Source organism: Nocardia sp. NPDC052254, assembly GCF_040679495.1.
GTDB lineage: Bacteria > Actinomycetota > Actinomycetes > Mycobacteriales > Mycobacteriaceae > Nocardia.
On sequence record NZ_JBFAUW010000002.1, the window covers coordinates 1 to 26,230 of the forward strand.

Here is a 26,230-nt window from a genome sequence, read left to right on the forward strand (position 1 = left end):
TGGTCGCCGTGGCCCGGCATGAACCCGATCGGCGGGCGCGCCGGCCCTTCGTCGCGTACGCAGCGGCACCCGAACGGCGAGACGGCCGCCAACCACCCGGGTAGCACTACCTCGAAACGCTTTTGACGTGCCGGGATGCGTTATGTGCGCGAGTCGCCTTTTCGGGGCGCTCTGTGGGGGCGGGGTCGCCGTTTCGGGCTATCCGGTCAAGGGCGGGATGAAGTGGCAGGGCACCTCGTGGGGATGGGCCGGGTCCAGGGCGTTCAGGGCGAAGGCCGCCGCTCGGTCGCTGCCCGCGATGCCCGCGTGCTCCGAGTAGTCCGCGTCGCATCCGTTCTGGACCACTACATTCGTGGTCTTCGGGCCCGGGACCAGGGCGACCGTGTACGGGACGACCAATTCGTCGTACCGGGTCTCGATATTGGTGTAGGTGACGTTCGGGTCGTAGACACCGTCCGCGTTCAGGGACTCGATGAAGTCCGAGGTGCCCACCATCTGGGAGCAGGCGCCGCAGGGGGTCACGCCGAGCACCGCGTCGAAGGCGGGGCCCGCACCCAGGCCGCGGGCGAAACTCCGCGCGGGATCGATCACCGGGCCGAAAGTTCCCAGCCATGGGGCGGCAATGGCGACGAACTTACCGACCTTGCCGGTTCCACCGAGACGCTTGATGAAGTAGTTGCCGACCAGATTGCCCTGGGAGTGAGCGACCAGGTCGACCTTCGCCGCACCCGTCGCGGCGCGCACCCGGTCCACGAAGGCCGAAAGCTGAGCCGAACTGTCCTCGATCGGGCGCATACCGCCGATCGCGGACAGCGGCCACGGCAGGTCGTAGGCGCCGTAGGTCAGCGAGTAGACGCAGTACCCCTCGTTCGCCAGCAGCGGTGCGTACACGCCCCAATTCGTCTGTGCCCCACCGCCGGTGCCGTGCACCAGCACCACGGGTTCGGGATGGGCGGCGCTCGGCCGGCAGGACCAGTCGTTGGCGCCGGGCAGCGAACCACCCGGATTTCGCAGCTCGTAGGGGATTCCGGCGAAGAAGTTGTAGTCGACCGGAAGATCGGCCCGCGCGACACCGGCCGCCGTCACCCACAGTGTGCTCAGCACTGCCAGGACCAGTACCGTCCCGGGCAGCCGCCGGAGCCCGCCCATCGTGCGTGCCGTGTGAGATGGCCTCATGAACCCTCCCCGACTGGAACGTGTTTCAACACGCTAGCCGGACTACGGGTCACCGCGGACCGATACCGGCGAGTAACCGGGAGCGGCAGTCCCACAATCTATAGATCGCGATGCGAGATGATTCCGGTCTGGATGGCCAACGCCGCCAGCCGCACTCGCTTCTGGTTCTGCGGCAGATCCTCCACACCGAACTTCGAAAACAGCGCGCGCAGATGGGTTTTGATCGCATCCACACTCAGATACAGCTCGTCGGCGATCTGCTGATTCGAGGCCGGGGTCGCGAATTCGGTATTGCCGCGATAGGGGCGGCACAGCGCGATCAGCACCGCGCGCTGGGTATCGGTGAGTGAACGCAGGCTCGGGAGCGAGGCCACCGACGTCCGGGTCGCGTCATCGACCCCGCCGGTGTAGTCGTGGAACGACAGTATGGAGGTACCCACCCGGATGCGATCACCGGTCTCCAGCCGACGCCGCCCGGCCAATCGCTCGCCGTTGACGAACGTCCCGTTACGCGAGAGCCCGTCGTCGATGATCGTCCAGTGCGCGCCGAGATACTCCACGGCCGCATGCAATCGCGACACCTCGGCATCCCAGGACAGCGCCAGATCCGCCTGTGGTGACCGCCCGATGGTGATGCGCACCCGATCCGGTGTCAGCGTGAGCTCGTGCCGACCCCCCACCTGATCACTGAAGCGCAGAAACGATTCGTGAATTCCCGTCACCGCGTCGCTACCCCCGATTATCGATCGCCAGTGACGTTATACGCATATACCCCATGGTGCCGCGCGACGGCCACGCCGAGCAAGATCACCACGCCGAGCACAGAAAAACCGCTGCCACCCGGACGTCGCACGATTCCTCCGGGCGGCAGCGGCGTACGCAACCGGGTCTGGCGACCGCACTCAGTTGTTGCGGCCAACTTCCTTGTGGTAGCTCTCCACGATATCGGCGGAGATACGACCACGCGCGGAAACCTTGTAGCCCTTGCGCCGCGCCCATTCCCGAATTGCCGCACTCTGCTCACGATCCATGGACACTCGCCCCTTCGGCGCCGTAGTACCCGCACCGATCGGCTTGTTGCGCCGGCGACCGCTCACCCGGCGGGCATTGGTCACCCAGGCGTCCAGCCCGTCCCGCAACTTCGCGGCATTTGCCGTAGACAGGTCGATCTCGTACGAAACACCGTCGATCGCGAACTCGATGGTCTCGTCCGCAATGGACTCGCCATCGACATCATCGATCAGGCTAACGGTGACCTTCTTTGCCATGAGATGAACGTCCTCTCGAAATCGTGCGACCCGGATACCAGGCCGATGCCCGAGTCGAGAATACCTCTAATTACAAAATTGCCAAGACGGGGGATTCGGCATTCAATCCCGGCACTCAGCGCCCGGCGGGACGCACAATTGGGAAGAGGATCGTTTCCCGGATTCCGAGACCCGTCAACGCCATCAGCAACCGATCGATTCCCATACCGGTTCCCGTTGTCGGCGGCATCCCGTACTCCATTGCCGCAAGAAAGTCCTCATCCAGGCGCATGGCCTCATCATCGCCGGCTGCAGCCAATCTGGCCTGGTCCACGAACCGTTCGCGCTGAATGACCGGATCCACGAGTTCCGAATAGCCGGTGGCCAACTCGAATCCCCGAACGTAGAGATCCCACTTCTCGGTGACGCCCGGCTTACTGCGATGCTGACGCGTCAACGGTGATGTCTCGACCGGGAAGTCGCGGACGAAAGTAGGTGCGTAGAGCTTGTCGCCGTAGGTATGTTCCCACAGTTCCTCGACCAGTTTGCCGTGCCCGTAACCCTTGTCCGAAGGAATTTCCAGACCAACCTGATCCGCGAGGGCAAGCAATTCCGGAACTGTCGTTTCCGGGGTTACCTCGACCCCCAGGGAATCCGACAGCGAGGGATACATCTCGACGGTGTTCCACTCTCCGCTCAGGTCGTATTCCGTACCATCCGCGAGTGTGACAACCTGCGTTCCGAAGACCTCCTGTGCGACTTCCTGGATCAATTCCCGCATCATCCGTGCGGAATCGTCGTAGGTGCCGTAGGCCTCATAAGTTTCCAGCATCGCGAACTCGGGCGAATGCGTGGAGTCAGCGCCCTCGTTACGAAAATTGCGGTTGATCTCGAAGACCTTCTCGATCCCGCCCACCACACAGCGCTTCAGGAACAACTCCGGCGCGATACGCAGATACAGATCCAGATCCAGCGCATTGGAATGCGTGACGAACGGCCGCGCCGCCGCACCACCGTGCAAGGTCTGCAGCATGGGGGTCTCGACCTCGAGAAAACCTCGGTGCTCCAACGCATTTCGCAGCGCGAGCACAGCCTTGACCCGGGTCCGGGCCATCTCCCGGGCCTCCGGGCGCACGATCAGATCCACATAGCGCTGGCGGACGCGCGATTCCTCGCTGAGCTCCTTGTGCGCCACCGGCAGCGGCCGCAGCGATTTGGCCGCCATCGACCAGGAATCGGCCATGACGCTCAGTTCACCGGTCCTCGACGAGATCACCTCACCGTGCACGAAGACGAAATCGCCGAGGTCGACATCGGCCTTCCAGGCCGCGAGCGCATCGGCGCCCACCCCGTTCAGACTGATCATGGCCTGCAGTTTGGTGCCGTCGCCCTCCTGCAGCGTCGCGAAGCAGAGCTTGCCGGTATTACGCATGAAGATGACGCGCCCGGCCACCCCGACCTGCTGTCCGGTGCTGGTATCGGGCTCCAGATCCGGATGGGCGGCCCGGATCTCGGCGAGGCTGTGGGTACGTGGCACCACCACCGGATAGGCGTCGACACCCGCGTCGAGCAGGCGCTCGCGCTTGTCTCGGCGGATCCGCATCTGCTCCGGAACATCGACTTCCGCTGCGGCAGGACGGGATTGCCCCGCGGGAACCCGGCCCGCGGAGTCACCGGACGAGGGGGTGTTCGGGGTGCTCACAGCGAACTACCCTATCGTGCGCCGGAAATCGTTTCACGCGCGCCCGACCCCCGCTCACCGGGCCGATTACAGCGACACCAGGGCGTTGATCTCACCGGCCAGATGCGGCGCACCCGCGGCCACCGACAGCAGTCCCGCGGCCTTCACCGCCTGGTAGCCACCGACCAGATCGGTGGCCCGATGCAGACCCAGTTGCTGCAATGCGGCCGCGGCCAGACTCGAGGTGTAGCCCTCCGAGCAGACCACCACCCATTCCCGATCGTGATCGGTGGCCAGCGCCAGCCGCGCCGAACTGGTGGGGTCCAGCCGCCACTCCAGCACATTGCGCTCGATGACCAGCGCACCCGGCAACGTACCCTCCCGGAGCCGCTGGGCCTGCGGGCGAATATCGACCAGCAGAGCACCGCGCGCGACGGCCTCCGGCAATTCGAACGCGTACATGCGTTTCAATTGCGCACGAGCCGCGTCCAACATGACGGCAATGGTCATGCGGCCTTCGCGGGGTCCTTCGTGGTTACGCAAGCCGCCGCCTTCGGCCCCAGCGGGGATCATGTGCGTCATTTCACATCGCCTTCGGGCTGATCGGTGAGCACGGAGCGGGTGCGCCGCAGCGTCCCGTGCCCGGTCACCTCGTAATAGGACATAGCTGACAACGGTGGTGAATAGGCGTGCACCGACAACGTCGGATTCGACGGTTCGGGAACGCCGGCGAATTGATCGGAGGCACGCACCACGTCGTGCACCCAGCCGAGCGGGAAGGAAGCCTGGTCGCCGGCGGAAAGAGTGCGCTGCCGCAATTCCTTACCATTCCAGCGGAATTCCGACAGCGCACCGCTCAGCACGGTCAGCGCGCCGAGCGAACCGGCGTGGTCGTGTAGTTCGGTGTACTTGTCCGGAACCCAGCTGATGAGCCAGACATCGACCTCATCGTCCGCGAGTAGCCTTACCGCCCAACGATTTTCGGTCGGCCAGACACCACTCTCCGGAAGCAGATGATCGAAACGGCCGGCCAGCACATCCTCCGCGCCCTCGTCGGTGAGCCGCAGCAGATCCGCGGGGCGAAGGCGGGTGGGCAGCGCGGGCGACACCGAGCGCTCGGCGAGTTCGGTGGCGAGGCGAGCCGGAGGAAGCTGCCCCGATCGACGACGAGCGGAATCACCGGCCGAAGCGGCATCGGAAACAGCGTTGATAACAGAGGAACGCATGAGCGAGGCTCCAGGAGTTGTGAATGATCGAGGGCGGGTACGCAGCCTCGAACATCAGCCGAGGCGAATCAGCCTCGACAACACTCCTGAGTGCTCACACGGAAAGACACGAGCCGAAGTCTAGCAGGACGTTCCCGGCACGCAACCACGGTGTGCGCCACCCCACAGCCGGCCGGTCACGAACGGCGTCGCTGCTGGTTGCGCTCGTAGACCAGGCGCAGGCCGTCCAGGGTCAGATGCGGTTCGTGATGATCGATCGTCTCCGACTCCGGCACGATCAACGGCGCGGTCGGGCCGGTCGCCACCACCGAAACGTCGTCACCGGCGAAGGCGTCGAGTTCGTCGCGAATGCGATCGATCAGGCCGTCCACCAGCCCGGCGAATCCGAATACCGCACCGGACTGCATGCACTCCATGCTGTTCTTACCCACCACCGATCGCGGCCGGGCCAGCTCCGCGCGCCGCAGCGCACTGCGTGCCACCAGAGCCTCGGTCGAGATCTCCACACCGGGAGCGATTGTGCCGCCGAGGAATTCACCCTTGGCCGACACCAGGTCCACACAGATCGCGGTACCGAAATCGACCACGATCGCCGGTGATTCGAACCGGTGATACGCGGCCAGACAGTTCACGATCCGGTCGGCGCCGACTTCCTTGGGATTGTCCACCAACAGCGGAATCCCTGTTCGCACACCGGGTTCCACGAGTACGTGCGGCACATGCGACCAGTACCGCTCCAGCATCGCCCGCAGTTCACGCAGTACCGGAGGGACGGTCGACAACGCCGATACGCCGATCACCTGGTCCAGCCGATCCCCCACCAGGCCACGGACCTGCATGGCGAATTCGTCGGCGGTCAGCAGTGGATTGGTGTGCACCCGCCAGGTGTGCGCCAGTTCGGCATGCGCCCCGTTCCCGGAGAACAGGCCGATCTCGATACTGGTGTTGCGGACGTCGATCGTGAGCAGCATCCTCGATGCCCCGCTGCCCGCGGCTCAGGCGAAGGTCAGCGAGCGCGGCGAGGTCAGCCCGGAGCCCTCCGGCGCATGCGCCGGATCCGCACCGAGCTCCACCGGACGATTGCGATCGTCGACGAAGACCACCCGCGGCTGGTACTCACGCAACTCGGCCTCGTCCATCATGCCGTAGGCGATCAGAATCACCAGATCGCCCGGATTCACCAAATGTGCTGCCGCACCGTTGATTCCGATGACACCCGAACCACGCTCACCAGCGATCACATAGGTCTCCAGGCGAGCGCCGTTGTCGATATCGACGATGCAGACCTGCTCGCCCTCGAGCAGATCCGCGGCATCCATCAGATCCGGATCCACGGTCACCGAACCCACATAGTGCAGATCGGCGTGGGTCACCGTGGCGCGGTGGATCTTGGACTTCATCATGGTGCGCAACATCGTGGTCGCCTTTCCTATGCGTCTGCCCGGGCGGTCTGGGCGGGGGTAGCGGGGTTCCTGTCAGCGGGGACGACCGTGACGGACATGTTGTCGATCAGCCGAGTGGCACCGACCCGCGCGGCCACCAGCAGGCGGGCATTGCCGCTGCTCGGGATGGGACCGAGATCGGCGCCGCGCAGCTCGAGATAGTCGACCTCGACCGCGGGGGCGCTGTCGAGCACCGACCGCGCGGCGGCCACCACCGCATCGGGCCCCAAGCCCGCCGAATGGCGACCAGCGACCAATGCCGCCGACAGCGTGATCGCCAGCTCCCGCTGCGCCTCGTCGAGATAGCGGTTGCGCGAGGACAGGGCCAGCCCGTCGGCCTCCCGCACCGTCGGTACCGGGATGATGTCGGAATCGAAATTCAGATCCCGCACCAGCTGCCGGATCAACGTCAGCTGCTGATAGTCCTTCTCACCGAAGAACGCCTCGTGCGGGCGGACGATCTGCAGCAGCTTCGCCACCACCGTCAGCATCCCGGCGAAATGGGTCGGACGGCTCGCACCCTCCAGTTCCGCACCCAGCGGCCCCGGATGCACCGAGGTCCGCGGCCCCTCCGGATACATCTGCGCCACACTCGGTGCGAACACCATTGCCACGCCCTCATCGCGCAGCAATGCCACATCCGCGTCCAGCGTGCGGGGGTAGGTGTCGAAATCCTCGTTCTCGCCGAACTGCAGCGGATTGACGAAAATCGACACCACGACAATCTGATTCGTGCGCTTGGCGCGGCGCACCAGCTCCAGATGCCCCTGATGTAGGGCGCCCATCGTCGGCACCAGCGCCACCGTGCGCCCCACCGCCCGCAGAGCCGAGGTCACCGCGGAAATCGCGGAGGGCTCGTGCACCACGGTCAGTTCCCCCGGGCGATACAGCTGCCGCAGCTGCTCCGGGCTCAACTTCCGCGCCGCCGCGCGATTGTCACTCACCGTGCCTCCAGTATCCCGCGGGACACCCGCACCCGGTCGGCACAGCGAGCCGCTGCGCGATTGTCACTCACCGTGCCCGGTAATCCGCGGGACACCCGCACCCGGTCGGCACAGCGAGCCGCTGCGCGATTGTCACTCACCGTGCCTCCAGTACTTCGATCAATTCCTTGTCGGCCCCCGTCAGCTGCGCAGTCCGCAGCGACATCGCTCGGTAACCGTCGGCGAGGTCCGGGTCGGTGGCTTCGAGTGCGGCCAGATGTGCAACCACCGCGGCCGAATCACCGCGCGCCACCGGGCCCGTCAGCGCGGGAAGTCCTCGTCGCAGCGCATTGTCGAGTGCTGCCGAGGCCAGCGGCGCCAGCATGCGCTCGGCCAGACCACCCGGCTGATCATCGACCATCGGCTGTCCGAGCAGACCCGGACCGTCCAGGGCGGCGCGCAATGCGGCCACCGCGTCGACGATCAGCGTCACCAGATGATTACTTCCGTGCGCGAGAGCCGCGTGATAGAGCGTGCGCCGTTCCTCCGCCACCCGCACCGGTTCCCCGCCCATCTCGATCACCAGCGACTGCGCGATCGCATAGCCGATCTCATCGGCCGCGGTGATCCCGAAACAGGCATTGGCCAATCGAGCGGTGTCCTCGTCGTGGCCGGTGAAGGTCATCGCCGGATGAATCGCCAGCGGACGAACGCCGAGCTCGGTGAGCGGCGCCAGCACGGCGACACCGTTGGCACCCGAGGTGTGCGCGACGATCGTGCCCGGACGCACCACGGCCGCGGTGGCCAATCCGGTGACCAGACCTGGAAGTTCACTGTCCGGCACGGCCAGGATCAGCAGTTCGCTGCGCGCCGCGATCTCCTCGACCGGCAGAATCCGCGACTCCGGCAGCCGGGTCCGCGCGCGATGTCGGGACGCATCGGAGATGGCCGCGACGCCGAAGACCACATGTCCGGCACGCTCCAGGGCAACACCCAACGCCGAGCCCACCCGGCCGGCGGACACGATACCCACCGTCAGCCGCGCGGGCGCCGGATCACCATCGGTGAATCCGGAACCGTCGGATGGATGACCCGCGTGCGTATTCCCACCCGCCGCGGGCCGCGAATATCCGGCCTCGTCGGGCCGCGAACACTCAGAGGTCACCATTGTCCTCTCGAAAAAAGCCGTTCCAGTCCCGCGCAGCGGGTACCAGACGTTACGAGTCGAGAATAGGCACGCCGACCTGACCCGGCCAGGTCCCTCGTGCGTGATATTTCCCTCAGTACCTTTGGCTGTTTTTTTGGCCTTCGCTTCGCTGCGGCGGGGTTTCGGCCCTCTGGGCCTCGATTCTTCCCTTCTCCGCTCCTCCGCTTCGCTCCCCCGCTCCGGCAGTCCAGAATCGAGGCGGGCCGAAACCCACCCGGGGAACGCCTTCCCGGGAGCGGTTACCTCGGCGTGGGGGTTGGGCCGGGTGGGCGAGTTGGCGGCTGTTCTCTCGGGAGGGTCGTCCCTACCAGCGAGTGCGGATGGGGGCCTTCGTGATCAGGCGATCTTGCGGGCCGGTTCGCTGCGGTAGCGGGAGGTGGGGCCGTCGATGCCGAGCAGGCGCCACGCCACCTTCGCGACCGGGTTCATCAGGCCGCTGGTGGCGGCCAGGGCCCGAACGTCACCGAAGATGTTGCGCATGGTGGCCTGGGATTTCGGATTGCTCCAGTAGGCCTCGCGCATGACCTCGGCGGGGATGTCGAATTTCTCGACGAACTCCCGGGGCGGGGTCATGATCATGTCGAGCATGATGCGCATCGCGGTCGGGAACAGCAGCGACAGCGCGAATTTCAGGGCCGGGTTCATCCCGGGAACATTGCGGCGCAGATATTCGTGGGCGAAGGAGATGTGGCGGGCCTCCTCCGCCACATGGATCTGCATGACCCGCTGCACCATCGGATGCAGATCGGCGCCGGCGCGCAACAGCGACTTCTGCAGATGATCGATGGGCTCCTCACCGCCGAGGATCATCGTGAAGAACAGTTCCGGGAAATACTTCACCGCCGGCCAGATGATCATCGTCAGCCTGCGGTCGACGGTGCCCATGCCGACCACATCGGTGCCGATGCGGTTGATCATCTCCTGGAACATCATCGTGTGGTTGCACTCTTCGGCAGCCTCGTGGGTGACGTAGCGGAACTCCGGGTCGCCGTTGGGTACCGAGATCAAATACTGCATCAGGCCGCGGATGAGCAGTTGCTCGAAATCCAGGCCCACCTTGGCGATACCGGCCTGCCGCCACATCCCCATCGCGATCTGCCGCTCCAGCGGCTGAGCTTTGTACCAGGGGTGACGACCGAGCGGATCCTCCTCCGGCATGACCCAGCGGGTGTCGGTCGGGTCGACGGCGAAATCCGGCGAATCCCAGTCGATATCGAGATAAGGATCGAAGTTCTTGGTGACCGACCCCTCGGACAGACCGCGCAGGATCTCGTGATACTCGGAATCGACCGGCGTCTCGTCGGCGGCAGTGGACAGCATCTTCGGTGTCTCCTTCGCGTACTACTACACCGAAGTTAGCGATACCGCCTGTTACATGCAACCTGTTTCAGTGCGCTAGTTCGCGCCGCTCTGCTCCGATCGCAGATTGGCCATGATCTCCGCGACGGTGAGCTTGCGGCCCGGCCGATCGGCATCGGCATCGGCATGCCGACGGCGGCGCGAATTCGCGGTTCCCATGGTCGCCGCGGGCTGAACGGGCGCCAACCGCGGAACCGTGGACGCCGCGGCGGCGGTGGCCGACTCCTCGACGTCGCCGTCGGAGTCCGAATCCGACTCCGACGTCCCGTCCGCCGAATCATCGGACGATTCCACATCCATCGCCGCATCGTCGTCCTCAGCCGCACCGTCCTCCGAGGACTCCCCCTCGCTCGCGGCGGTCTCCGCGGCGACTTCCGAATCCACCACATCCTCCGACTCGGACGGCTCGGCGGAAACCACCGCCGTCTCGGCCGTCACCGGATCGTCGTAGGGACTGGCGAAGGCGGGCGGTTCGGGATGGTCGGGATCGAAGACCGGAGACACCACATGCAGGGGCGACGACGGCGAACTCCACGCATCCCACGTATCGGTTTCCTGCGAGCTACCGTTCGCCACGGCGGCGTGGGTGAGCTCTTGCACCCGTACGGCCTCGGCCCGCAGCGCCGGGCGGTCGACCAGCAGGTCGCCGTCGAACAGTCGCTGGAGGCTTTCACGCAACACCGTGAGCTCGGTGCGCAACGCGGCCAGCTCGGTCGCGTCCGCGCCGACCTCACGGCGGACTCGCGATTCGACACCGAGTTCGTATTCGCGGCGCGCGGTGATCTCACGTTCGAGCTGTAACTCATAGACCTTTTGCAGGTCACGAGTCTTGGCCTGATCGACCGCCGCATCCCGGCGATAGCGGGTCGCCGCCAGCGCGGCCACCGCGGCGGCCCATAGTGCAGCGACCAAACCGACCCGGATCAGCTGCACATTGTCGCTGAAAACCAGAAACACACTGGCAATCAGACCGAGCAGGATCAATACGCCGACGACTATTTTTCCCGCGTTGTCCCGCTGCCGCGAGGAAGTACTGCTACGGGAGGGTGAAACCATGCCCGCAAGGGTAGCTCGAATAGCGGAATCCGGCGCGGAGCCGGTCCGGCAAAGCGCTCCGCTCCATTAGCTATGAGGTAGCCGGTTCGTCAGGAGGTTCATGTGGGGCCCGACAGCAATACTCCAGCCACAGCGCCGCGGCCACCAGAAGCACTCCGGCCACCAGACCGACGATCGCACCTGGTGTATCGGCGGCCGCCGCGCGGATCGTGCCACGCTGCGGAAACACCCAGATCAGGAAGCCCAGCCACACGCCCGCCGCGAGCGAACCGACCTGCGCCGAAGCCTTCGCCAGCGCCACCGCACGAGCCGCGGTGATCGGATGCAACTGTTTCGGACCGTCACCGATACGGTGATCGCCGACTCGGGAACGGATCATGAATGCCAGGACCACCTCCACCAGGGCGACCGGATACAACGAGGCACTCGCGATCACCGTGATCGGCGGGAAACTGGAATAGGCCCAGCGGGTGGCCACCCACGCCACCGCGGCTGCGATCGCGACATTCGCGAGCAGATCCAGAATCTTGGTGGGCCGCATGACATTCATGACCGGCCGCCACTCATCGATCCGCCGTACGCAGCGACAATTCGGTCATTCGCACACCCTCGATTTCGCCCGGATCGAGTTCGGCCAGCAGTTCTCGGATCGGCCGTGTCCGCCCCTGCACCTCGAGCGCGGCGTCGGGTTCGACTTCCGACCAGGGCACCAGGACGAATGCCCGGTTGTGCGCCTGCGGATGCGGCAGCGTCAGCGTCGGATCGGTACTCACGACCGGGTGGGTGCCGTCGCGGCGAACCTCGGCGCACCACACCACATCGACATCCAATGTTCTCGCGCCCCAGCGGATCTCGCGAACTCGGTCGGCCCGCTGCTCCAGTTCCTGCCCGCACGCGAGCCAATCGCGGGGACCGAATGCCGGATCCTCGACCACCACGACGGCATTGAGGTAGTTCTCCTGCGGCACCGGGCCCCACGGCGGCGTCGAATACACCGAGGACACGGCGATCAGCCGCCCTGCCAGGGCATCGACCACACTGCGCAGATAGGCGAACCGGTCGCCCAGATTCGACCCGATCGACAACACCGCACGGCTCATCCGGCCACCTCCGGCGACTCCCGCCGGCGAGTGGCGACCACCCGGACATCGGCGAAGGTGTGCGGAATCGGCGCGGCCGGTTTGTGTACGACCACTTCGGCCGCGGCCACCCGGTCATCGCGAAAGACCTCGTCGGCGATCTCCGCGGCCACCGTCTCGATCAGATTGCGCGGAGGGCCCGTGACGATCGCCACCGCACGCTGAGCCAGTTCGCCGTAGTCGACGGTGGCCGACAGGTCGTCGGTCGCGGCCGCTCGCGCGAAATCCATCCACAGGGTGAGGTCGACGACGAATTCCTGGCCGTCGCGACGTTCGAAGTCGAAGCAACCGTGATAGCCGTAGGCGCGCAGACCCCGCAACTCGATGCGATCGGAACTCACTCGCTCCCCCGACTCTGGTCGGCGGCTCGCCGCCATGCCTCCGCGACGACGATGGCGTCGACCGACGACCGGACATCGTGCACCCGCACACCCCATGCCCCGTGTGCGGCCGCGAGAGCGGAAATGGTCGCGGTCGCGACCTCACGGCCGTCGGGTGGGCGCGGGCCGGACTCGTCGGCCAGCAGGGAACCCAGGAAACGCTTGCGGGAAGCGCCGATCAGCATCGGCAGTCCCTGTGCGGTCAGCTCCGGCAGGGCACCGAGCAGGGCCCAGTTGTGCTCGGCGTTCTTGGCGAATCCGAGCCCCGGATCCAGCACCAGCCGGCTGGGATGCACACCGGCCGCCATCGCCAGATCCACCTGGACGGACAATTCGCTCAGTACGTCGCCGACGACATCGTCGTAGTGCTCGGCCGGACCGGTGTGCCGGTGGTCGGCGTTCGAACGCCAATGCATCAGAATCCACGGAATTTCCGCGGCAGCAACGACTTTGACCATGTCGGCATCGGCGCGGCCACCGGAGACGTCGTTCACCACGCCGACCCCGGCCGCGATCGCCGCGGCCGCCACGCCGGCACGCATGGTGTCGACACTGGTCGGCACGCCCGCCTCGACCAGGCCGCGGATCACCGGGACCACTCGTGCCGCTTCGGTTTCCGGATCGACGCGCACCGCGCCGGGCCGGGTCGATTCACCACCCACATCGATGATGTCGGCGCCATCCTCGTACAACCGCACCCCGTGTGCGACCGCCAACGCCGGATCCAGATAGCGGCCCCCGTCGGAGAAGGAGTCGCTGGTGACGTTCACCACGCCCATCACGACACACGAGCGCCCGTCCCGCGGTGTGATCAATGCGCTCATGGGCGACCGCTCATTTGCGCAGGATCAGGTCGAGGGCCTCGGCGCGTGAGGACGCGTTGGTCTGCAGCAGACCACGCACCGCGGAGGTGGTGGTGCTCGCGCCGGGCTTGCGGATTCCACGCATGGCCATGCACAGATGTTCGGCCTCGACCACCACGATGGCGCCGCGCGGATCCAGCTTGCGCATCACCGCATCGGCGACCTGGCTGGTGAGCCGCTCCTGCACCTGGGGCCGCTTGGCATACAGATCCACCAGGCGGGCCAGCTTGGACAGGCCGGTGACCCGCCCCTGCGGGCCCGGGATGTACCCCACATGCGCGACCCCGTGGAAGGACACCAGATGGTGCTCACAGGTCGAGTACATCGGAATGTCGCGCACCAGCACCAATTCCTGATGTCCCTCGTCGAACGTGGTGTTGAGCACCGAATCCGGTTCCGTGTACAGGCCGGCGAAGGTTTCACGATAGGCCCGCGCGACGCGGGCCGGGGTGTCGAGCAGGCCGGGGCGATCGGGATCCTCACCGACCGCGATCAGCAACTCCCGTACCGCGGCCTCCGCCCGCGCCTGATCGAAAGGCCGACCGGTGCTCAGGGCGATCGGTGGCGCCTCCACGACGACGGAGGCATCCGCCGATGCCGTATCGGATCCAGCCGAAGCGCCATTGTTGGCCGACATTCGAGGACTCCTCCACAATCACATAACCGACGCATGCAGCGTCATCTGCCGCCGCATCCGATCGTCGAGCCTAATCGCAGCCGGTCACCGCCGACCGTTCGGTCCGTCCCAATCGCCGTGATCCTGGGCACCGTTCTGCGTCGGCTCCTGATCTCCGGACCAGTCGGGACGGCGATGGCTGCCGCCGTAGCGCTGCGGATCTCCGTAACCCTGGGCACCGCCGCGGTATTCCGGCTGCTGACCACCCTGTGTCGGCTGCCCGGCATCTTCCTGCGGCGGCCAGCCCGGGGCGGACCAACCGGCCGGTGCACCGTAATCGGGCCGTGAACCGTGCGTCGGCTGCCGCTGCGGGTATCCCGGACCACCCGCGGGCCGCGGGTGGTTGCCGGGCTGAGGCTGAGCCGGATAACCGTAGCCGGGGGTGGGATTGCGATACCCCTCCTGCGGATAGCCGTTGGCCGGGACCGGCTGTGGGGCCGGTGCGGGCTGGTTCACCTGAGGAGTCTCGTCCTCCTCCGGCCACGGCTCACCGCGCTCGGCGGCGAGTTCGCGCGGTGTCTTCACCGGCGGCCGATCCGACGGCACCCGGTCACCGAAATCGTTGAAGGCGGTGATGCGCGGCCGCTTGTCGACGGTGGCCAGCACCTGTTCCAGATCCTTGCGATGCAGGGTCTCGCGTTCCAGCAGTGCCGTCGCCAGGGAATCGAGCTCATCGCGGTAATCGTTGAGAATCGCCCACGCCTCGGTGTGCGCGGCCTCGATCAGGTTGCGCACCTCCTCGTCGATCTCCCGGGCGACCTCGTGCGAGTAGTCCGAATTCGTTCCCATCGAGCGACCCAGGAACGGATCTCCCTGCTCCTGGCCGTAACGCACGGCACCGAGCCGGGCGCTCATACCGTATTCGGTGACCATCGCACGGGCGATCTTGGTCGCCTGGTCGATATCGGAGGAGGCGCCGGTGGTCGGCTCGTGGAACACCAGTTCCTCGGCCGCACGGCCACCCATCGCCATGACCAGACGAGCGATCATCTCCGAGCGGGTCATCAGGCCCTTGTCGTCCTCGGGCACGGTCATGGCGTGACCGCCGGTCCGACCACGAGCCAGGATGGTGACCTTGTAGACCGGCTCGATATCCGGCATCGCCCACGCCGCCAGGGTGTGCCCGCCTTCGTGATAGGCGGTGATCTTCTTCTCGTGCTCGCTGATGATCCGGCTCTTGCGCCGCGGGCCGCCGATCACCCGGTCGACCGACTCCTCGAGCGCCGGACCGGTGATGACATTGCCGTGCTCACGCGCGGTGAGCAGCGCGGCCTCGTTGATGACGTTGGCCAGATCCGCACCCGACATACCGACGGTGCGCTTGGCCAGTCCGTCCAGGTCGGCATCGGAAGCGATCGGTTTGCCCTGCGAATGCACCCGCAGGATCGCGCGCCGTCCGGCGAGATCGGGGTTACCGACCGGAATCTGCCGGTCGAAACGTCCCGGGCGCAGCAGCGCGGGGTCGAGGATGTCGGGCCGGTTGGTGGCCGCGATGATGATCACACCGGTGCGGTCGCCGAAACCGTCCATCTCGACCAGCAACTGGTTCAGGGTCTGCTCGCGCTCGTCGTGACCACCGCCGAGGCCCGCACCGCGCTGGCGGCCGACCGCGTCGATCTCGTCGACGAAAATGATGCAGGGGCTGTTCTGCTTGGCCTGATCGAACAGATCACGCACGCGGGAGGCGCCCACGCCGACGAACATCTCGACGAAGTCCGAGCCGGAGATGGTGAAGAACGGCACCCCGGCCTCACCCGCGACCGCACGGGCCAGCAGCGTCTTACCGGTACCGGGCGGGCCGTACAGCAGCACACCCTTGGGGATCTTGGCGCCCAGCGCCTGATACCTGGCCGGATTCTGCAGGAAGTCCTTGATCTCGTAGAGCTCTTCGACTGCCTCGTCGGCCCCGGCCACATCGGCGAACGTGGTCTTGGGCATATCCTTCGACAGCTGTTTGGCCTTGGATTTACCGAAGCCCATCATGCCGCCGCGGCCACCGCCCTGCATGCGGGCCATGACGAAGACGAAGATCCCCAGCAGCAGCACCATCGGCAGGACGAACAGCAGAATCTGGGTGAACCAGCTGTCCTGCTTCACGGCCGTGTTGAACGGCGCGCCCGAGGCCTGCACATCGCGCAGGATCTGCGCGGAGACCTCGCTGCCGCCGGGGTACTTCGCCATGATCTGGGTCTGGTTACCGGTGGCGTCGTTGCCCTGTTTCAGGGTGATGCGCAGCTGCTGCTCTTTGTCATCGATCTGCACCTGCTTGACGTTCGGTTTGTCGGCCAGCTGGGTGAGCGCCACCGACGTGTCGACGTTCTTCCAGCCGCGCGTGTCGTTGCTGAAGTAGCTGACCAGATAGATCACGAGCAAGATGCCCGCGACTATGGCCAGATTGCGAAACACTGTCTTGCGGTTCATAGAGCGTCGGCCGGCTGGCCAGTCCTTTCCGGTGTTTCCGGTATGTGCCTACGATGCGTCGAGCGGTGCCGTATCCATATCGGCACCGACCGGGTCGGGCAGAACGGATGCGGACAAGCCACGTTACCGCGTACGGTCTACTCGATACATCGCGCAGTTCGGCAGCTGATGCAGTTCAACAGGTAAACGGTCGGAGAACGCTGGTGGTTCCCGATCCATCGGGCGATCACCCCCAGGGTGTCCGTCCAAGTGGTCCCAATCATGGCATGCACGACCTATTGTGAGCGACAACACAGAGCGAACGCAGGGGGTATGGACATAGTCGAGCTACGGACACCCACGGCGATACTGCGGCACGGTGGCGGGCGAGTCCAGGTCCTGCGACCGGGTACCGACGGCGAGCGGGTGCTCGACGTTCCGGTATCGGACCTGCTGAAGGTCCGGCTGAACCGGCGCGCCGACGATGCGGTTGTGATCGAGATCTATCTGCGTTATCCCAGTCCGGTACTCACCGGCGTTCCGGCCGATCGCACACCGTTGCCGGTGCTGATCGCCGAACACGATGTGCCGCCGGCCACCGTGATCGTGCAGCGGATCAATTCCCAAATTCTGGGCACCCAGCGCATCGACATGTCGGCGCCGGATCTCGTCCCGCCCGCGCCGGTCTGGGGCCGGCTGGGCCCGACCCGCGCCGATGTGGACCGTGCCGTCCGGCGCATGGCCCCGCGCCGCGAGGTTCGGTCGGCCGCCGGCGTCCTGCACGGGATGGTCGCACCGAGCGAATTCATGTTGGAGACCGCCGCGGTCACGGCGGTGCCGCCCGCCGGCCGAGGCCGTGGATTACTGGCGGTCACCACCGACCGGGTGCTGTTCCTGTCGATCGGGGCGACGCCGCGCTACGCGCACGAGATGCCGGTGGCCGCACTGATCTCGGCCGAGGTCGGCAAGGGCACCGGAGACGAACCGGGTGGGGAATACGGCATCGACCTGACCGACGGCAACACGACGCTGCAGTTCGTGGGCACCGATCGGGCCGACACCGATCGCATCGTCGGCGCGGTCAATTTCGCGATTCAACGCGAATCGGCCGACGGCGCCGTGGCGCCGCCGGATCCCGGTGTGGCACAGCTGTATTCCGAATGGGAGCTGCTGGTGGAACGGCATTCGCTGGCGATGGTCGACGATGCGCAGTTCCAGCGGTACGGCCGCGGAATACTGCGCTCGCTCCCCGACTGAGAACTCTCACTCACCCTGCAGGGCGATACGCCGCCACGGACTGGTCGGCCGCATCCACAACCTGACCAGTTCGAGGCGTCGGTCGACCCCGCCGGATTTGAGTACGGCCATGTCCTCACACGCCTGCCAATAGGTCCAGCCGGCCAGATAGGCGTCGCCGAACTGTCGCCAATTGCGATAGCGCCGTTGCGCCGGGGGTAATGCGCGCATCACATAGTCCCAGGCCACATCCGCCTCGAGGTAGCCCGCGGTGAAGGCCATCCGTGCGACCGCGACCACCCGGGCCAGATCCCAGGCTTGGATGTCGGCCGGCAGCGGCTGGACCAGATGCCCGGTCAGGTCGAGCTTGATGGCCTGTGACCAGATGTCGTAGTCGCGGACCAGCGCCTCGGGATTGTCCATCCCCCGAAACGATCCGACCTGCCGCAGGAAAGCCCGGTGCCGATCGGCCCGCTCACCGAAGCGGTCGCGTTCGGGCGAGTTCAGCGCGGTGTTCACCAACGGGTGCACCAATGCGTACAACGGTCCGTGCATACCCTCGAGCAGTTGCTCCATCGAGGCCATCGCCTCGGTGCCGTCGGTGATGCCCCAGGCGCCGGTCAGCGTGTCGATGGCCAGCTCCCGGCGGTCGCCGAGCGGATGTTCACGTTCGGGGCCGAGCAGCAGCGCGTCGTGAAAGGCGTCCCAGCGGGCGGAGTAGAACGCCCCGAGGGACAGTGCGCGCAATTCGTCTTCGGAGACCTGGGCGCCGGACCAGTGATCGTCCTCGCGCTCGTCGAGCTCCGGGTAGGGGAAGGTGGTCAGGGTCGGCATGTCGCTGGCAGCCATGTCTCCGATTGTGTCGTATCGGCCATCGAGGGGTTCGGTTATCACACGATGCCGTGTCGACATCGGTATCGCGGCGGTGTGGCGGACCGTATTCGACCGGCCGGCACATTCCGATACACGCATTTTTCACATATGCCGTTTCTTCGCCCGCGTAGGCCGGAACCGAGGACTACTCTCTGCCCATGGGTAGCAACATCACACTGCTGCGCGGGCTCGAACCGCGCGCCACCGACCAGGAAATCTTCGCTGCCGCACAGGAATACGTCCGCAAGGTGGGCGGGCTGACCGGTCTGTCGTATGTCACCAAGCCGGCGTTCGACAAGGCGGTGGCCGCGGTAGCCGAAGCGACGACCACTTTGCTGGCGGAACTTCCCGAACACCCGGTGGCGGCCACGGCCGAACCACCGCTGCGCCGCTCCGGCGATCTGGTCTGAGCGCTCTCCCCTACACCCCGTAGATCGCGGCGCATTCCAACGCGAGCTCGAGGCGCAGTCCACATTCGTCGATCCGGCGGGCGAGTAGTTCCTCGATGCGCTGGATCCGGTAGCGCACCGTATTCTTGTGCACTCCGAGCTGCGCCGCCGCGCCTTCCGGACTGCGATGAGAGCGCAGGTATGCCAGCAGCGTCTCGCGCAACCGCGCCGAATTCGCGCCCGGTCCGGCCAGCGGGCCGAGTTCACGACGGATCAGCGCCCGCATGGCCGGCGCGTCCGCACCGGCCAGATAGGCCGGCTCGACTTGTGCGTAGGACACCACCCGGCCCATATCGATCACCGCCCGCTCGGCCACCTGCCGGGCAGCGATCGCCTCCCGATGGCTCTGCCGGAAACCGGCGGTACCGACGCCCGGCACACCGAGCGCGATCCGCACCGGCGCGGCGACGACGGTCTTCGTCGGCACGGCAACGGAATCCGAGTCCACCGGCAGCCACGCCCACAACGCCGACGATCCGGCCGGGACGGTGAGAATTCCGCCGCCGCCCAGCGCATGCGCCATTCGCACCGCCGTTCGTTCCAGTAGTCCCAGCTCGTCGTTGCCGCCGTCGGAATCGGGCCCACCGATCGGATGCGCCGCGGCGTACTCGCCATCGATGTCCCCGGGGACCGGCGGGGCCGCGCGCCCCGGCGCCTCGGCGTCGGTCCACAACACCGCGGCCACCTGGCGCTGAGCGAGCCGGAACCCCAGCCGGGCCGAGGCGTGGTCGGGGTCGGGATCCTCACCCGACAACAAGGCCCGCACGATCTCGGTGCGCTGGTTCAGGGCCGCACGCAGACCGCGCTCGCGTTCGCGGGTGTAGGTGTCGGTGAGGACCTCCACGGAGGTGTTGACCCAGCGGGTCGACCGCTCGAACATCCGCAACAGCGCCACCCGCTCGAATCGATCCGGCAGACGGCGTTCCTCGATGACATCGGTCATGTAGTCCAGCGCGGCCTCCTGGCCGACGTGATACACCCGCAGCAGTACGCGCAGGTCGTAACCGCGCTGGGCCAGTGTGCGCGCAAAGGCATGCGCCTGCTGCGGCACCGCGTAGTCCAGCGTGTCCTGGGTCAGGCCGCCGAGCACCGCCAAGGCGTGGGCCCGGGTACTGGCCTCCAGATCGCGACGCAGATCCTGGTCGACGAGTTCGGGAACGCGGTCGACGACCTGCGCGTCGAGGCGGGCTACCAGCTGTTCGAGGGTGTTACCGCGCAACGTCTCGGCGACGAAATCGGCCATCCACTGCCGCACCTCCACACTCGATGCGGCTGTAGCCAAGGCAGACCTCCGATTTGTACTCAGGAACCAAATTAGACCAGGGCACTTGACCGAGAAGACCAAGAATCACACGGCTCGTTGTGACACGATCATAGTTCCGTGAAGTGATTCACAGTGTCAATCGTTCGCAGCGCAGCGCACGTGGGAGAGACAGATCGTGACGAATACCGAATCGGCGCCCGGCGAATCCGCGTCCGGCAGCACCGCTCGCAAATCGGCCCGCAAGGCCGCCCCCCGCACAGCGAAACCGGCCCCCGTCGCCACCGAGATCGAGGTACGCAATCCGGCCACGGGTGAACTGTCCGGCACGGTTCCGGTCGAATCGGCCGACGCGGTCGCCGCCAAGGTCCGGGAATTGCGGCTCTACCAGCCGGAGTGGGAGGCGATCGGGGCAGAGGGCCGCAAGGAATGGCTGCTGAAACTGCAGGACTGGATCATCGACCACACCGACCATCTGGCCGATGTGCTGCAGTCGGAGACCGGTAAGGCGCGCATCGATGCCCTCATCGACCCGAACTTCTCGGTGGACCTCACCGGTTACTACGCCCGCCGCGCGGAGAAGTTCCTCGCCGACGAGCATCCCGCACCGCACAGCCCGCTGGCACGGGTCAAGAAGCTGACCACCGCGTGGCGTCCGTATCCGGTGGTCGGGGTGATCACGCCGTGGAACTTCCCGCTCGCGATGCCGGTCATCGATGTGATTCCGGCGCTGGCCGCGGGCGCCGCGGTCATCCTCAAACCCTCCGAGGTGACTCCCCTGTCGGCGCTGGAGCTGGCCCGCGGCTGGTCCGAGATCGGTGCGCCACCGGTGCTGGCGGTGGTCACCGGGGCCGGCGAGACCGGAGCCGCGGTCGTCGACAATGTCGACTACGTGCAGTTCACCGGGTCCACCAAGACGGGTAAGCGGATCGCCGCGGCCTGTGTGGAACGGCTCATCCCCTACAGCCTGGAGCTCGGCGGCAAGGATCCGGCCATCGTGCTGGCCGATGCCGATATCGATCGGGCGGCATACGGCGTCGCCTTCGGCGGTCTGTTCAATGCCGGACAGGTCTGCATCTCGGTCGAGCGGGTCTACGTCGAGGCGCCGGTGTACGACACCTTCGTCCGCAAACTGGCCGACCACGTTCGCCAGTTGCGGCAGGGCGCCGACGGGCGGGAGCCGAAATACGATGTCGGCGCACTGGCCAACGATGCGCAGAAGGCCATCGTGTCCAGCCATGTGGAGGATGCGGTCGCCAAGGGCGCGCGGGCACTGACCGGCGGGCGCGCCACCGGCGTCGGCACCTTCTACGAGCCGACCGTGCTCGCCGATGTCGACCATTCGATGACCTGCATGACCGAGGAAACCTTCGGCCCCACCATCCCCGTGATGAAGGTGGCCGACGAAACCGAGGCGATCCGCCTGGCCAACGACTCGATCTACGGTCTGTCGGCCTCGGTGTGGACCGGCGACAAAGCGCGCGGCGAGCGGGTGGCGCGGCAGCTGAACGCGGGCGCCGTCAACATCAACGACGTCTTCGCGAACATGTTCAGCTTCGCCCTGCCGATGGGCGGTCAGCAGCAGTCCGGCGTGGGTGCGCGCTGGGGTGGCGCCGACGGCGTGCGCAAGTACTGCCGCAAACAGGCCATCACGGTGCCGATCCTGCCCACGCAGGAAAAGGAACTGCTGTGGTTCCCGTACAACACCACCAAGATCGGTTTCGCACTGGCGGCCATGCGCGCCGCGGGTGCGCGCGGTATCCGCCGGCTCGGCATCAAGGACGTACTCGACACGGTCGGAGGGAAGAAATGACCGACTTCGGCATCATCGGGGGCAAGGTCGTCGTCATCACCGGCGGCGCCCGGGGTATCGGCCTGGCGACCGCGACGAGATTGCAGGCCCTCGGCGCGAAGATCGCGATCGGCGACGTGGACGAGACGGCGGTCAAACAGTCCGGCACCGACCACGATTTCGATCACTACGGCCGGGTGGACGTCACCGACCAGCAGTCGTTCGACAGTTTCCTCGACGAGGTCGAGCGGGAACTGGGACCGATCGATGTACTGATCAACAATGCCGGGATCATGCCCGTCGGCAAGGTGGTCGACGAGCCGGACGCCCTGACCCGCCGCATCCTCGACATCAACGTCTACGGCGTCATCCTGGGTTCCAAACTGGCCCTGGCCCGAATGCTGCCGCGGCGTAGCGGTCACGTCATCAATATCGCTTCCCTCGCCGGTGAGAGCCACATCCCCGGCCTGGCCACCTACAACGCGACCAAGCACGCGGTCCTGGGCTTCACCGACACACTGCGCGAGGAGTACCGCGGCACAGGCGTGTCGTTCTCCTCGGTGCTACCGACACTGACCAATACCGAACTGGGATCGGGTGTTCCGGTACCGAAGGGACTCCCGTCCGCCGAGCCGGAGGACATCGCCGAGGCCATCGCGGGACTGCTGGTCCGGCCGAAGGCCAAGGTCCGGGTCACCAGGATGGCCGGGTTCATGGCGCAGTTCTTCGGGCTGCTGCCGCAATCGCTCGGTGACACGATCGGCCGGTCGATGGGTTCGCAGGGTGCTTTCCTGGGCGATGTCGACGCGGATGCGCGCAAAGCGTACGAGGAGCGGGTCCGCCGCGGAACCGATTCGGCCGCCGAATAATCCGGCACCGGATACGGCCTGTTCACATCGGCCGGTCGCCACCGCGACGACGGTGCCGGCCGGCCGATGTGAATCGCCCGAGGGAGTCGCCGACAGGATGGCAGGTGTGCGCCCGGAATAGGGCCGCCACCCCGGCGATCATCGTCGGTACGCATCGCCGGAGGTGATAACTTGCGCGTCAGCATCGAAACACCCCATATCGACCACGACGCGACGGGGGCTTGGACATATGCAGAACGAGGGCACCGCACTAGCCGGCGCGACACCGAACGCCGTCACGCGCGCCACTCAGGAGGTACCGGTGCACGCAGCCGACACGAACGGCTCGAGATCCACGGAACAGGTATCCGGCCCCGACACGACTTCCGATGCGGCGCATCGTGATCCGTCCGATGAAGCCGAGCATCCGGAGGCGGCCGCCGATCCGGCGACCCCGGACGCCGCGGCGCCGGACTCACTTGCCGCGGACGCTCTGACCCGGGGCACCGCGGTCGCTATCGCCGCCGCCGTCCGCGACGGCGCCGTCACCGCGGGACAGATCGTCGAAGCCGCGCTGGAACGCATCCACGATGGTGATGCCAGGGTCGGCGCCTTCGCCACGGTCCGTGCCGACCAGGCCCGCACGGAGAGCCACACCCTGGCCGATCGCGCCGATCTGGACATCCTGCCGCTCGCCGGAGTTCCGGTCGCGGTCAAGAACAACATCGACGTCGCCGGCGAGATCACCGCCGCCGGCTCCCGGGCCGGCATCCGCACACCCGCGCGCGCCGACCATCCGGTGGTTCGTCGATTACGGGACGCGGGAGCGATCGTGGTCGGGTTGACCGAGATGCCCGAGGGCGGACTGTGGGGTGTTTCGGACACCCCCGATCGAATTGCCCGCTCGCCGTGGAACGCCCGCCACAGCGCCGGCGGCTCGTCCGGCGGCTCCGGTGCCGCGGTGGGCGCCGGGCTGACGCCGATCGCGCACGGCAACGACGGACTGGGTTCGGTGCGCATCCCCGCCGCCTGCTGCGGTGTCGTCGGGATCAAGCCCGGGCGCGGGGTGGTGCCGGCACAGGTGGGGGTGGATTCATGGGGCGGGATGACCGAGAACGGCGCGCTGGCGACCACGGTCGCCGATGCCGCCCTCATGCTGTCGGTCCTCGCCGATCGCCCGGCACTGGCCGATCTGGAGCCACCGACGCCCCTGCGTATAGCGGTCGCCGCCGGATCGCCGTCGCCGCTCATCCGAGTGGACCGGCACTGGACCGCGGCCGCGCAGACCGCGGCGCGTCTGGCCGGGGAGGCGGGGCACACCGTGGTCCCGGCCGAACTGCCATATCAGGGCGCGACGACGGCGCTGGCGTTGCGCTGGCTCGCCAATGCGGCGCGGGAGGCGGGCGCTGTCGCGAATCCGGAACTGCTGCAACGGCGGACCCGCGTCCATGTCGCCCTGGGGCGGGCGGTCCTGCGGGCCGGGCTGATCCGGCCCGGCCAGGTGGACCGGATCGAGGCACGATTGCAGGACTTCTTCGATCAGCACGATGTGGTGATCACTCCGACGCTGGCCGCGCCCGCTCCGTCCGCGCGTAGCTGGCATGCCCGGGGATGGCTGGCAAATGTGGTTGCCAGCGTCCGCTACGCACCGTTCACGCCGCTGTGGAATCTGGTCGGCTGGCCCGCGATGAGTGTGCCGATGGGCCTGCATCCGCGCACCGGAACGCCGGTGGCCGCCCAGCTCGCCGGGCCGCCCGGTAGCGAATCGACGCTGCTGTGCCTGGCCGCGCAGCTGGAGACCGCGCAGCCCTGGCAACGCACCGCCTGAACGTCTCCTACTGGTCTTCCTCGGCGGAGAAACCCCCGGCGACAACGCGATTGGCGAAATCGAGAATGGTCGGCCGATCGTCGTCGGCCCGCCACACCATGGCAAGTTCACACGGCGCGAGCCCGGACACAGGACGCGCGGTCAGACCCGGCCACCGGTACATCGGCACATTGTTCTCGGCCAGCAGGCACACGCCCAGGCCGAGGCTGACCGCTTCCAGCCGCTCCTCCGCGGTCGCGGCCTCTCCGCCGATCTTCGCCTGACGACCGTTGCGGGCGTCACCGCCGAGCCAGAAGTCGCGGGCCGCACCGGCCTCGGGCGGCATCGCGATGAACGGCTCGTCGATCAGATCGGAGAATTCGATGCTCTCCTGATCGGCGAGCCGGTGATTCTCCGGCAGCAGCACCCAGCGTGGTTCGGTGCGCAGCACCTGCCAGCGATAGCGGCCGGAATCGGGAACAGGTAACCACATCAGCGCCAGATCGGCCTGCCGGCCGGCGAGTCCGCTGGAGGGGTCGGTCCACGATGCCGAGTGCAGGGCCAGGCGATGCCCGCTGGCACTCTCCAGCTCCGCGATCAGGCCGCGCCCGATCGAACTCGGGATGCCGACCCGCAGCACCTCACCGGCTTCCTGCAGGGCCACGTTGGTGACCTCCCACAGCTCCAGAATTCGGCGGGCACCCTCGAGCAGTTCCTTGCCGGCCACGGTCAGCGCGACACTGCGCTGATTGCGATCGAACAGGACCACATCGAGCTGCCGCTCGAGCTGACGGATCTGTCGCGAGAGAGTCGGCTGAGCGATATGCAGCCGCTGGGCGGCATTCGTGAAGTGCAGTTCCTCAGCGACGGCGACGAAGTACCGCAGGTCGCGCAAATGCGGGTCCATAGCACCTTGCTATCAGAATCGGTCTTGGAAATCTAGCCGCTTCAGACCTTCAAGTTTGGATAGACGGTCATAAACAGCCAAACGGTTTGTTACTGACAGCATAGAACTCCGCAATAAGTGCAGCGCAATCGCCTCGGCCACTTCTCAGCGAACCCGTCGGTAACAACCGACTTTCCGACACGCGCCTCAGCTGAGGCGCGATGACCTGCGACTACGACGTCCCGCACGCGGGACGAACACGTCGAAGCAACCCGCAGGCATCAGCGCCGATGGACCAGCAAC

Annotated in this window: 26 protein-coding genes; 5 read left to right on the plus strand and 21 right to left on the minus strand. The window is 66.6% G+C overall.

Annotation, left to right across the window (positions count from 1 at the left end; translation table 11 throughout):
• Positions 1–198 precede the first annotated feature (198 nt).
• From AB0L57_RS04935 to ftsH, 18 genes are all read right to left on the minus strand, one after another.
• Entirely contained in the window at positions 199–1,149 is a 951-nt protein-coding gene (locus AB0L57_RS04935; protein ID WP_364959229.1) for an alpha/beta fold hydrolase, read from the minus strand.
• A 125-nt stretch (positions 1,150–1,274) separates the two neighbouring features.
• Positions 1,275–1,898, minus strand: a complete 624-nt coding sequence (locus AB0L57_RS04940) for an FHA domain-containing protein (RefSeq protein ID WP_364957362.1) — start codon at positions 1,896–1,898, stop codon at positions 1,275–1,277.
• A 180-nt stretch (positions 1,899–2,078) separates the two neighbouring features.
• The gene (locus AB0L57_RS04945) at positions 2,079–2,444 is read right to left on the minus strand and encodes an Lsr2 family protein (RefSeq protein ID WP_364957365.1); all 366 of its coding nucleotides are present in this window, start codon (positions 2,442–2,444) and stop codon (positions 2,079–2,081) included.
• A 115-nt stretch (positions 2,445–2,559) separates the two neighbouring features.
• Positions 2,560–4,026 carry a lysine--tRNA ligase gene (lysS, locus tag AB0L57_RS04950; protein WP_364959231.1) on the minus strand — a complete coding sequence of 489 codons (1,467 nt, stop codon included), beginning with the start codon at positions 4,024–4,026 and terminating at the stop codon, positions 2,560–2,562.
• A gap of 165 nt (positions 4,027–4,191) precedes the next feature.
• Positions 4,192–4,614 carry a rhodanese-like domain-containing protein gene (locus tag AB0L57_RS04955; protein ID WP_364957368.1) on the minus strand — a complete coding sequence of 141 codons (423 nt, stop codon included), beginning with the start codon at positions 4,612–4,614 and terminating at the stop codon, positions 4,192–4,194.
• A gap of 68 nt (positions 4,615–4,682) precedes the next feature.
• A complete protein-coding gene (locus AB0L57_RS04960) occupies positions 4,683–5,213 on the minus strand; it encodes a cysteine dioxygenase family protein (RefSeq protein WP_364959232.1) in 531 nt (176 codons plus the stop codon).
• Positions 5,214–5,506: 293 nt separating this feature from the next.
• Positions 5,507–6,301: a type III pantothenate kinase gene (locus AB0L57_RS04965; RefSeq protein ID WP_364957371.1), complete on the minus strand. Its 795-nt coding sequence runs from the start codon at positions 6,299–6,301 to the stop codon at positions 5,507–5,509.
• 24 nt (positions 6,302–6,325) lie between these two features.
• Entirely contained in the window at positions 6,326–6,745 is a 420-nt protein-coding gene (gene panD, locus AB0L57_RS04970; RefSeq protein ID WP_364957375.1) for an aspartate 1-decarboxylase, read from the minus strand.
• A 14-nt stretch (positions 6,746–6,759) separates the two neighbouring features.
• Positions 6,760–7,686 carry a pantoate--beta-alanine ligase gene (gene panC, locus AB0L57_RS04975; protein ID WP_364959234.1) on the minus strand — a complete coding sequence of 309 codons (927 nt, stop codon included), beginning with the start codon at positions 7,684–7,686 and terminating at the stop codon, positions 6,760–6,762.
• Positions 7,687–7,852: 166 nt separating this feature from the next.
• A complete protein-coding gene (locus AB0L57_RS04980; protein ID WP_364957378.1) occupies positions 7,853–8,863 on the minus strand; it encodes a DUF2520 domain-containing protein in 1,011 nt (336 codons plus the stop codon).
• A gap of 375 nt (positions 8,864–9,238) precedes the next feature.
• Positions 9,239–10,222 carry a diiron oxygenase gene (locus AB0L57_RS04985; protein ID WP_364957381.1) on the minus strand — a complete coding sequence of 328 codons (984 nt, stop codon included), beginning with the start codon at positions 10,220–10,222 and terminating at the stop codon, positions 9,239–9,241.
• A 75-nt stretch (positions 10,223–10,297) separates the two neighbouring features.
• Positions 10,298–11,317 (minus strand): DUF6779 domain-containing protein, encoded by a 1,020-nt coding sequence (locus tag AB0L57_RS04990; protein WP_364957383.1) that lies wholly within the window; start codon positions 11,315–11,317, stop codon positions 10,298–10,300.
• 70 nt (positions 11,318–11,387) lie between these two features.
• Entirely contained in the window at positions 11,388–11,858 is a 471-nt protein-coding gene (locus AB0L57_RS04995) for a DUF3180 domain-containing protein (protein WP_364959236.1), read from the minus strand.
• Positions 11,859–11,880: 22 nt separating this feature from the next.
• Entirely contained in the window at positions 11,881–12,417 is a 537-nt protein-coding gene (folK, locus tag AB0L57_RS05000) for a 2-amino-4-hydroxy-6-hydroxymethyldihydropteridine diphosphokinase (protein WP_364957386.1), read from the minus strand.
• Complete coding sequence (folB, locus tag AB0L57_RS05005; RefSeq protein ID WP_364957389.1) at positions 12,414–12,833, minus strand: dihydroneopterin aldolase; 420 nt, start codon at positions 12,831–12,833, stop codon at positions 12,414–12,416. The genes folK and folB overlap by 4 nt, the downstream gene beginning before the upstream one ends.
• Positions 12,794–13,660 carry a dihydropteroate synthase gene (gene folP, locus AB0L57_RS05010; protein WP_364957392.1) on the minus strand — a complete coding sequence of 289 codons (867 nt, stop codon included), beginning with the start codon at positions 13,658–13,660 and terminating at the stop codon, positions 12,794–12,796. Before folP ends, folB begins: the two co-directional genes overlap by 40 nt.
• 10 nt (positions 13,661–13,670) lie before the next feature.
• Positions 13,671–14,336: a GTP cyclohydrolase I FolE gene (folE, locus tag AB0L57_RS05015; RefSeq protein ID WP_364957395.1), complete on the minus strand. Its 666-nt coding sequence runs from the start codon at positions 14,334–14,336 to the stop codon at positions 13,671–13,673.
• Positions 14,337–14,420: 84 nt separating this feature from the next.
• On the minus strand, positions 14,421–16,796 hold the full coding sequence (gene ftsH, locus AB0L57_RS05020; RefSeq protein WP_364957398.1) for an ATP-dependent zinc metalloprotease FtsH: 2,376 nt from the start codon (positions 16,794–16,796) through the stop codon (positions 14,421–14,423).
• Positions 16,797–17,108: 312 nt separating this feature from the next.
• Here ftsH and AB0L57_RS05025 point away from each other — a divergent pair, with 312 nt between their 5' ends.
• Complete coding sequence (locus tag AB0L57_RS05025; RefSeq protein ID WP_364957401.1) at positions 17,109–18,032, plus strand: hypothetical protein; 924 nt, start codon at positions 17,109–17,111, stop codon at positions 18,030–18,032.
• 6 nt (positions 18,033–18,038) lie between these two features.
• Here AB0L57_RS05025 and AB0L57_RS05030 read toward each other — a convergent pair whose 3' ends face one another.
• The gene (locus AB0L57_RS05030; protein ID WP_364957404.1) at positions 18,039–18,860 is read right to left on the minus strand and encodes a DUF1266 domain-containing protein; all 822 of its coding nucleotides are present in this window, start codon (positions 18,858–18,860) and stop codon (positions 18,039–18,041) included.
• Positions 18,861–19,042: 182 nt separating this feature from the next.
• Between AB0L57_RS05030 and AB0L57_RS05035 the strand changes: the two genes are divergently transcribed.
• On the plus strand, positions 19,043–19,294 hold the full coding sequence (locus tag AB0L57_RS05035) for a DUF2277 domain-containing protein (protein WP_364957407.1): 252 nt from the start codon (positions 19,043–19,045) through the stop codon (positions 19,292–19,294).
• 10 nt (positions 19,295–19,304) lie between these two features.
• Here AB0L57_RS05035 and AB0L57_RS05040 read toward each other — a convergent pair whose 3' ends face one another.
• The gene (locus AB0L57_RS05040) at positions 19,305–20,615 is read right to left on the minus strand and encodes a helix-turn-helix domain-containing protein (RefSeq protein ID WP_364957410.1); all 1,311 of its coding nucleotides are present in this window, start codon (positions 20,613–20,615) and stop codon (positions 19,305–19,307) included.
• A gap of 268 nt (positions 20,616–20,883) precedes the next feature.
• Between AB0L57_RS05040 and AB0L57_RS05045 the strand changes: the two genes are divergently transcribed.
• The 3 genes from AB0L57_RS05045 (at position 20,884) to AB0L57_RS05055 (ending at position 25,062) form a co-directional block, all read left to right on the plus strand.
• On the plus strand, positions 20,884–22,407 hold the full coding sequence (locus tag AB0L57_RS05045) for an aldehyde dehydrogenase family protein (RefSeq protein ID WP_364959238.1): 1,524 nt from the start codon (positions 20,884–20,886) through the stop codon (positions 22,405–22,407).
• Positions 22,404–23,255 (plus strand): SDR family oxidoreductase, encoded by an 852-nt coding sequence (locus AB0L57_RS05050; protein ID WP_364957413.1) that lies wholly within the window; start codon positions 22,404–22,406, stop codon positions 23,253–23,255. Before AB0L57_RS05045 ends, AB0L57_RS05050 begins: the two co-directional genes overlap by 4 nt.
• Before the next feature lie 301 nt (positions 23,256–23,556).
• Positions 23,557–25,062: an amidase family protein gene (locus AB0L57_RS05055; protein ID WP_364957416.1), complete on the plus strand. Its 1,506-nt coding sequence runs from the start codon at positions 23,557–23,559 to the stop codon at positions 25,060–25,062.
• 7 nt (positions 25,063–25,069) lie between these two features.
• On the opposite strand, the gene AB0L57_RS05060 is transcribed toward AB0L57_RS05055, so the two are convergent.
• Entirely contained in the window at positions 25,070–25,948 is an 879-nt protein-coding gene (locus AB0L57_RS05060) for a LysR substrate-binding domain-containing protein (protein ID WP_364957419.1), read from the minus strand.
• Between the last annotated feature and the right edge of the window lie 282 nt (positions 25,949–26,230).

Coding starts and splice junctions, on each gene's coding strand:
- AB0L57_RS04935 (WP_364959229.1), bottom strand. CDS start 1,149: ATGGGCGGGCTCCGGCGGCTGCCCGGGACGGTACTGGTCCTGGCAGTG.
- AB0L57_RS04945 (WP_364957365.1), bottom strand. CDS start 2,444: ATGGCAAAGAAGGTCACCGTTAGCCTGATCGATGATGTCGATGGCGAG.
- lysS (WP_364959231.1), bottom strand. CDS start 4,026: ATGCGGATCCGCCGAGACAAGCGCGAGCGCCTGCTCGACGCGGGTGTC.
- AB0L57_RS04955 (WP_364957368.1), bottom strand. CDS start 4,614: ATGACCATTGCCGTCATGTTGGACGCGGCTCGTGCGCAATTGAAACGC.
- AB0L57_RS04965 (WP_364957371.1), bottom strand. CDS start 6,301: ATGCTGCTCACGATCGACGTCCGCAACACCAGTATCGAGATCGGCCTG.
- panD (WP_364957375.1), bottom strand. CDS start 6,745: ATGTTGCGCACCATGATGAAGTCCAAGATCCACCGCGCCACGGTGACC.
- AB0L57_RS04980 (WP_364957378.1), bottom strand. CDS start 8,863: ATGGTGACCTCTGAGTGTTCGCGGCCCGACGAGGCCGGATATTCGCGG.
- AB0L57_RS04985 (WP_364957381.1), bottom strand. CDS start 10,222: ATGCTGTCCACTGCCGCCGACGAGACGCCGGTCGATTCCGAGTATCAC.
- AB0L57_RS04990 (WP_364957383.1), bottom strand. CDS start 11,317: ATGGTTTCACCCTCCCGTAGCAGTACTTCCTCGCGGCAGCGGGACAAC.
- AB0L57_RS04995 (WP_364959236.1), bottom strand. CDS start 11,858: ATGCGGCCCACCAAGATTCTGGATCTGCTCGCGAATGTCGCGATCGCA.
- folK (WP_364957386.1), bottom strand. CDS start 12,417: ATGAGCCGTGCGGTGTTGTCGATCGGGTCGAATCTGGGCGACCGGTTC.
- folB (WP_364957389.1), bottom strand. CDS start 12,833: ATGGCGGCGAGCCGCCGACCAGAGTCGGGGGAGCGAGTGAGTTCCGAT.
- folP (WP_364957392.1), bottom strand. CDS start 13,660: ATGAGCGCATTGATCACACCGCGGGACGGGCGCTCGTGTGTCGTGATG.
- folE (WP_364957395.1), bottom strand. CDS start 14,336: ATGTCGGCCAACAATGGCGCTTCGGCTGGATCCGATACGGCATCGGCG.
- ftsH (WP_364957398.1), bottom strand. CDS start 16,796: ATGAACCGCAAGACAGTGTTTCGCAATCTGGCCATAGTCGCGGGCATC.
- AB0L57_RS05025 (WP_364957401.1), top strand. CDS start 17,109: ATGGACATAGTCGAGCTACGGACACCCACGGCGATACTGCGGCACGGT.
- AB0L57_RS05030 (WP_364957404.1), bottom strand. CDS start 18,860: ATGGCTGCCAGCGACATGCCGACCCTGACCACCTTCCCCTACCCGGAG.
- AB0L57_RS05035 (WP_364957407.1), top strand. CDS start 19,043: ATGGGTAGCAACATCACACTGCTGCGCGGGCTCGAACCGCGCGCCACC.
- AB0L57_RS05050 (WP_364957413.1), top strand. CDS start 22,404: ATGACCGACTTCGGCATCATCGGGGGCAAGGTCGTCGTCATCACCGGC.
- AB0L57_RS05060 (WP_364957419.1), bottom strand. CDS start 25,948: ATGGACCCGCATTTGCGCGACCTGCGGTACTTCGTCGCCGTCGCTGAG.